This window comes from Mycobacterium sp. E1747 (assembly GCF_001667775.1).
Taxonomy (GTDB): domain Bacteria; phylum Actinomycetota; class Actinomycetes; order Mycobacteriales; family Mycobacteriaceae; genus Mycobacterium.
Map to the genome: position 1 here is coordinate 149,609 of NZ_LZJI01000183.1, position 6,479 is coordinate 156,087.

General features: G+C 67.2%; 7 protein-coding genes. 2 read left to right on the forward strand and 5 right to left on the reverse strand.

All coding sequences use genetic code 11. The annotated features are described in order from the left end of the window. Window positions 1-15: 15 nt before the first annotated feature. From A5695_RS17760 to A5695_RS17775, 4 genes are read right to left on the reverse strand one after another with little or no spacing between them, the layout of a single operon-like run. Entirely contained in the window at window positions 16-831 is an 816-nt protein-coding gene (locus tag A5695_RS17760) for a Cof-type HAD-IIB family hydrolase (RefSeq protein WP_068084811.1), read from the reverse strand. A 46-nt stretch (window positions 832-877) separates the two neighbouring features. Further along, on the reverse strand, window positions 878-1,663 hold the full coding sequence (locus A5695_RS17765) for a 1-acyl-sn-glycerol-3-phosphate acyltransferase (protein WP_068084814.1): 786 nt from the start codon (window positions 1,661-1,663) through the stop codon (window positions 878-880). Between the two features lie 14 nt (window positions 1,664-1,677). Continuing rightward, window positions 1,678-2,433, reverse strand: coding sequence for a 1-acyl-sn-glycerol-3-phosphate acyltransferase (locus A5695_RS17770; RefSeq protein ID WP_068084817.1), 756 nt, complete (start codon window positions 2,431-2,433; stop codon window positions 1,678-1,680). A 6-nt stretch (window positions 2,434-2,439) separates the two neighbouring features. After that, complete coding sequence (locus A5695_RS17775; protein WP_068084823.1) at window positions 2,440-3,207, reverse strand: 1-acyl-sn-glycerol-3-phosphate acyltransferase; 768 nt, start codon at window positions 3,205-3,207, stop codon at window positions 2,440-2,442. Between the two features lie 264 nt (window positions 3,208-3,471). Here A5695_RS17775 and A5695_RS17780 point away from each other — a divergent pair, with 264 nt between their 5' ends. Continuing rightward, window positions 3,472-5,022, forward strand: coding sequence for an MBL fold metallo-hydrolase (locus A5695_RS17780; protein ID WP_068084884.1), 1,551 nt, complete (start codon window positions 3,472-3,474; stop codon window positions 5,020-5,022). Next, on the forward strand, window positions 5,019-5,363 hold the full coding sequence (locus A5695_RS17785; RefSeq protein ID WP_068084827.1) for a hypothetical protein: 345 nt from the start codon (window positions 5,019-5,021) through the stop codon (window positions 5,361-5,363). The genes A5695_RS17780 and A5695_RS17785 overlap by 4 nt, the downstream gene beginning before the upstream one ends. A 195-nt stretch (window positions 5,364-5,558) precedes the next feature. Here the strand turns inward: A5695_RS17785 and A5695_RS17790 are convergent. Continuing rightward, window positions 5,559-6,479: NAD(P)/FAD-dependent oxidoreductase (locus A5695_RS17790; protein WP_197515534.1), on the reverse strand; the 921-nt coding region annotated here is incomplete at its 5' end.

A 6,479-nucleotide genomic window follows, 5' to 3' on the forward strand; every position in this document is an offset into this window, starting at 1 on the left:
GGGCCGAAACCGACGCTAAGGCCACCACCGCTCCAGCACCCGGCCCACCCCGTCGTCGTTGTTGACGGCGGTGACCTCGTCGGCCGCGGCCAGCACGTCGGGATGCGCGTTGCCCATCGCCACGCCATGACCGGCCCAGCGCAGCATCGGCAGGTCATTGGGCATGTCACCGAATGCCAGCACCTCGCCGCTGGAGATGTGCAGGGGCCTGGCGATCTCGTCCACACCGGTGGCCTTGCTGGTGCCCAGCGGCACGATCTCCACGAGGCCGTTATTCGTGGAGTAGGTGATATCGCCTTCGATGCCCACGTGCTTGGCCAACGTGGCGGCCATATCGGCGCTGCGGGCCCCGCTTCGGCGGATGAGAAGCTTGATCGCGGGCGCGCTGAGCAGGTCCTCGATCGACACCTCGGTGTTGTCCGGGTTCAACCACGCGTGCTCGTAGCCCGGCGAGCTGATGAACTGGGGAGTCGCTGTGTCGTGGGCGCGCTCGCCGATCCGCTCGACGGCCAGGCCGGCGCCAGGGATGACGCGCGTCGCCAGCTCCGCCAGCTCGGCCAGCGTGTCGACGGACAGCGTGCGCGCCGACACCACCCGGTCGGTGGCCGGGTCGTAGACGACGGCGCCGTTGGCGCACACCGCGATTGGCGCGAAGCCGAGCGCGTCGACGACCGGGCGTATCCACCGCGGCGGGCGGCCGGTCGCCACGACGAACGTTGCACCGGCATCGACGGCGGCGCGCACGGCGTCGCGGGTGCGCGGGGTGATGGTTTCGTTGTCATCGAACAGGGTGCCGTCGACGTCGCAGGCTATGAGCGCCGGCACAGTCACTGTGCAGTCATCTGGACGGTTCCGCGTTCGCACCTCGCCAGTTTGGTCAATGCACTCCGCTCTGGTCCTGTCCGGGTCGGGTCACGCCGTCGGTGCCGTACTTCTGCATCCGTGCCTGCAGCTCCGACAAGCGGATCGCCCGGGAATCCTCCTGGCTGGGCGCGGTGCCGCCGAGGCGTCGCGGGACCCAGAATTCACCCTCGGGGTGGGGATATTCCTCCTGCACCTGGTACAGCAACGCATTCAGCGCCTGGCGCAGCGCCACGTTGAGCTGTTCGGGCGTGCCATCCGGCGGCAGCGGGCGGCCTGCGGCGACGGTGATCGGAACCTTGTTGCGCCACACCTTCTTTGGATGATCCTTGGGCCAGATCCGGTGAGCGCCCCAGACGATCACCGGAACGATCGGCACTTGGGCATCCAGCGCCATCCGGGCCGCGCCACTCTTGAACTCGCGCAGCTCGAAACTGCGGCTGATCGTCGCCTCGGGATGCATCCCGATCAGCTCGCCCTGCCGCAGGCGCTGCGTGGCCAGCTCGAGCGCGCCGCTCCCGTTAGTACGGTCCACCGGGATCAGCCTGGCGTGGTTAATCACGTAGTTGACCGCCTTCACATCGGCCATCTCCGCCTTGATCATGAAGTACGCCCGCCGGCCACGCTCGCGCACCGCGAGAAGCGTTGGCAGCCAGTCCAGGTAGCTGGTGTGGTTTTGGGCCAGCAGGGCGCCGCCCCGCTGGGGGATGTTTTCCAGGCCGCGAAAGGTGAACTTGGTTCCCTGCATCGCGACCATTGGCGGCACGACCCACTCGCACAACCGGTAGAACCCCTCGGGCATGTCTTCTCCTTTGCCTACCGCGACGGCCGTCCACTACGGCCCGCGACCCGCGCCGCGGCCTCGTCCGCCTCCATCCGGGCCGCCTCCGCCATGGTCGGTGCCGAACCGCCCAACCGGTGCGGCGTCCAGTACGCCCCTGGCTCGTGCGGATAATCCTGTTGGACGTGGTGTAGCAGTGCGGTCATCGACTCGCGCAGCGCGGCGTCGGTCCGCGCGATGTCTTGGGCCGCCGGCACTGGCGCGCCTGCCTGAACTTTAATCGGTACGCTGGCGCGGCCCAGGTTGCGCGGGTGGTCCTTGGTCCAGATTCGGTGAGCTCCCCAGACGATCACCGGGACGATGGGAACGTCCGCCTCGATGGCCATGCGGGCGGCGCCGGTCTTGAATTCCTTGAGCTCGAAGCTGCGGCTGATGGTGGCCTCGGGATAGACCCCCACCAGTTCGCCCTCGCGGAGCCGCTGCACGGCCACGGCGTAGGCGCTGGCCCCGGCGCCGCGGTCCACCGGAATGGTTCGGGTGTGCTTGATCAGGAAATTGACGCTCTTCACCTGCTGCATTTCGGCCTTGATCATGAACCTGAGCCGGCGGCCGCGCCGGTGCACGGCCAGCGCGGCGGGCAGGAAGTCGACATAGCTGGTGTGGTTGATCGCGATCACGGCGCCGCCGGTGTGGGGAATGTGTTCCTCGCCTCCGTATGAGATCTGGGTGTCGGTCGCAACGACGACCAGCCGAGCCAGGATCTCGAGCGTGCGGAAGACGGGCTCCACCATTGATCGCTACTCCGGAGCTCCCGTGGATCGGGCCCGGCGGGCAGCGCGAGCGGCGGCCTCCTCGGCGTCCATCCGGGCGGCTTCGGCCAGCGACGGGGCGCTGCCGCCCAACCGGCGCGGCACCCAGAACTCGCCCGCCGGGTGGGGCCCGTACATCTCCTGGGCCCGCTCCAGCAGGTGTTGCATCCGCGAGTGCAGCAGCCCCTTGAGCTCCTCGACGCCCAGCGTCGGTTCGATCGGCTCGCCGACGAGCACCGTGACCGGCACTTTCGGGCGCAGCAACTTCCTCGGGTGCCCCTTGGTCCAGATGCGCTGTGCGCCCCAGACGATCACCGGAACGATCGGCACCCCGGCCTCGACGGCCATCCGGGCGGCGCCCGACTTGAATTCCTTGATCTCGAAGCTGCGACTGATGGTGGCTTCCGGGTAGACGCCGACCAGCTCGCCGTCCTTGAGGTTCCTGACCGCCTCCTCGTAGGACGCGGCCCCATCCTGCCGGTTCACCGAGATGTGCCGCAGGCTGCGCATGATCGGGCCGGTGATCTTGTTGTCGAACACCTCCTGCTTGGCCATGAACCGCACCTTGCGGCCCAGTCCTTGCTGGTAGGCGGGCAGACCCGCGAACGTGAAGTCGAGGTAGCCGGTGTGGTTGATGGCGATGACCGCACCGCCGGTTTTGGGCAGGTTGTCGACGCCCGCGACGGTGATCTTGAGGCCCTGAAGGCGCCAAACCAGGCGGGCGAGTTGAATGACAGTCCCGTATACCGGTTCCACAGATGATCAGCCTAATGCTCCTGGCTGTGAGTCACCCGAAGTGGCGAAAAGGAGCCACTGTGTGAGCTTCCCCGCGGCCGACGTTCCGCCGCCCGAGGTGGTCCGCCGGGTTGCCGCGAGCAGGGCGGTACGGGAACCCCGACCCCGCGCGCATCGACCTCTACCGTCGGCGGTGGAAGGCCGACGATGCCGCCTCGCGCTAAGCTCGGGTGCTGAAAAGCCGATACCGGGCCGTGGGCGGTCACGGCCCCCAGGAAGGTGTTTGTGCAGGTCACGAGCGTAGGTCATGCCGGATTTCTGATCGAGACCCCAGCGGGCAGCATTCTGTGCGACCCGTGGGTCAACCCCGCGTACTTCGCGTCCTGGTTTCCCTTCCCCGACAACAGCCAGCTCGACTGGGACAAGTTGGGTGACTGCGACTACCTGTACCTGTCGCATCTACACAAGGACCACTTCGACGCCAAGAACCTGGCCGAGCACGTCAATAAGGACGCGGTGGTGCTGCTGCCGGACTTCCCGGTTCCTGACTTGCGGAATGCGTTGCAGGAGCTGGGTTTCTACCGGTTCTTCGAGACCAGCACCTCGGTCAAGCACCGCGTCAGCGGTCCGAAGGGCGAGCTCGACGTCATGATCATCGCGCTGCGCGCGCCCGCGGACGGGCCGCTCGGCGACTCCGCACTGGTGGTTTCCGACGGCGTCACAACGGCTTTCAACATGAACGACGCCCGGCCAGTCGACCTCGACGTCTTGGCGTCGGCGTTCGGCCGCATCGACGTGCACATGCTGCAGTACTCCGGTGCCATCTGGTACCCGATGGTCTACGACATGCCGGCCCGCGCCAAGGAGTCGTTCGGCGTCCAGAAGCGGCAGCGGCAGATGGACCGCGCCCGCCAGTACATCGCCCAGGTCGGCGCGACGTGGGTCATCCCGTCGGCCGGTCCGCCGTGCTTCCTGGACCCCGACCTGCGCGACCTCAACGACGATCACGGCGACCCGGCCAACATCTTCCCCGACCAGATGGTGTTCCTCGACCAGATGCGCAGCCACGGCAACGATGGTGGCCTGCTGATGATCCCCGGTTCGACCGCGGACTTCACCGGCGCCACCCTGAACTCGCTGAGCCACCCGCTGCCCGACGACCAGGTCGAGGCGATCTTCACCACCGGCAAGCGGGCCTACATCGCCGACTACGCCGAGCGGATGGCGCCCGTCCTGGCCGCCGAGAAGTCACGATGGGCCCCCGCCACGGGCGAACCGCTGCTGGAGCAGTTGCGTGTGCTGTTCGAACCGATCATGTCGCAAAGCGACGAGATCTGCGACGGTATCGGCTATCCGGTCGAACTCGTGATCGGCCCGGAGTCCGTCATCCTGGATTTCCCGAAACGCACTGTGCGCGAACGCATTCCGGACGAGAAGGTCCGTTACGGGTTCGCCATCGCGCCGGAGTTGGTCCGCACCGTGCTGCGTGACCGGGAGCCGGATTGGGTGAACACCATCTTCTTGTCCACCCGGTTCCGGGCGTGGCGCGTCGGGGGTTACAACGAATACCTCTACACCTTCTTCAAATGCCTTACCGACGAGCGGATCGCCTACGCCGATGGCTGGTTCGCCGAGACGCATGACGATTCTTCGTCGGTCACGCTGGACGGCTGGGAGATTCAACGTCGCTGCCCGCATCTGAAGGCCGACCTGTCGAAATTCGGTGTGGTGGACGGTAACACGTTGACCTGCAACCTGCATGGCTGGCAGTGGCGGTTGGACGACGGTCGCTGCCTGACGGCGCGCGGTCACGGACTGAGAAGTTCGCGGGCATGACCGCCAACCATGGCCAGTGTTACGACGATGGCCTGGTTCAGCTGGACCGTGCGGCGATCACGTTGCGCCGCTACCACTTTCCCTCCGGCACGTCGAAAGTCATCGCACTGAACGCGGTTCGCGGGTATAAGGCAGAGGGGTTGGGTCTGCTCACGCACCGATTCCGGATCTGGGGCAGCTCGGACTTGCGCCGCTGGCTGCCGCTGGACGTGAGCCGGCCGTTCAAGTCGACGCTGATCACGCTGGACGTGCCGGGCATTGCGCCCAGTCCCGCCTTCACCCCGGTGCGACCCGAGGAGTTCACCGCGCTCCTGGACGAGCTGCTAAGTCAACGCGGTTAGCCGCGAGCGCGCGAAAACCTGGCTGCGTCCGCCCTCGGCCACCGGACATACGCCGATTTCAAGGTGTCGACGCATCGGGAGAAGGGCAGCGACCGTTCACCCGGGGGGAGCCGCCGAACACCGGTGGTGCTGATGTTCCCCGGTAGCGCAGCCCGCGTTGGGTGCGCCGCTTGGAACGACGTGCCGCCTCGAAGGTCAGGCGGTGCGCTCTTCGAGCGCGCGGCGCGCCGCGTTGTAGCCGGGTGTGAAGGTGATACCCGGCCCGCCGTGGCAGCCGGCGCTGCCCAGGTAGAGGCCTTCGATCGGGATGGGCTGGCCCCGAAAGCCCTTGGGGCCGGGCCGGTTCGGCCCGATCTGATCCGAGCTGAGCAGTCCGTGGCAGTAATCGCCACCCGGGGCCCCGAACATCACGCCCATGTGCTTGGGGGTGAAGGTGGTGTGCCGGATGATGCTGCGCTCGAAATTCGGCGCCAATCGGGTGATCTTGTCGATCACGCGCTGGCCCATCTCGACCTTCGCGTCGCCGTAGTCGGCGCCGCCCTCGATCGGGAACCACAGCGCGAACGCCGACGCGGCGTGCTTGCCCTCGGGCGCCAGGTCCGGGTCGTTCTGCGTCGGAATCTGCAACACCACGGTGGGGTCGGCCGGCACGATTCCGCGCCGAGCTTCCTCCCACTGCTGCTGAACTTCCTCGGGCGTGCAGAACAGGCCGATTGATGCCTGCATCGCAGGGTCGTTGAGCGCCTCGTAGGGCGCGGCGAACTCCGGCGCCTCTTCCAGCGCGAAGTGCATCTGCAGGTAGCTGCCGCGGTGGTCGGTCCGGGCAAATCGCTCCCGTATGTCGGCGGGCACCAGGGCCGGGTCGATCAGGTCGTTGACGGTGACGTCGGGAGCGATGCCGGAGACGATGATCGGGGCGGTCAACTGCTCGCCGGCCTCGGTGCGCACCCCGCGCACGCGACCGTCGGTCACCAGGATCTCAGTCACCTTGGATCGCAGCCGGACTTCCCCGCCGTGGCTTTCCAGCAGCTCGCCCAGATGCGCGGTGAGCGCCCCGATACCGCCGCGCAGCTTCTTCATCTGCATGGTGTCGCCATCCGGGACACCCAAGCCGAA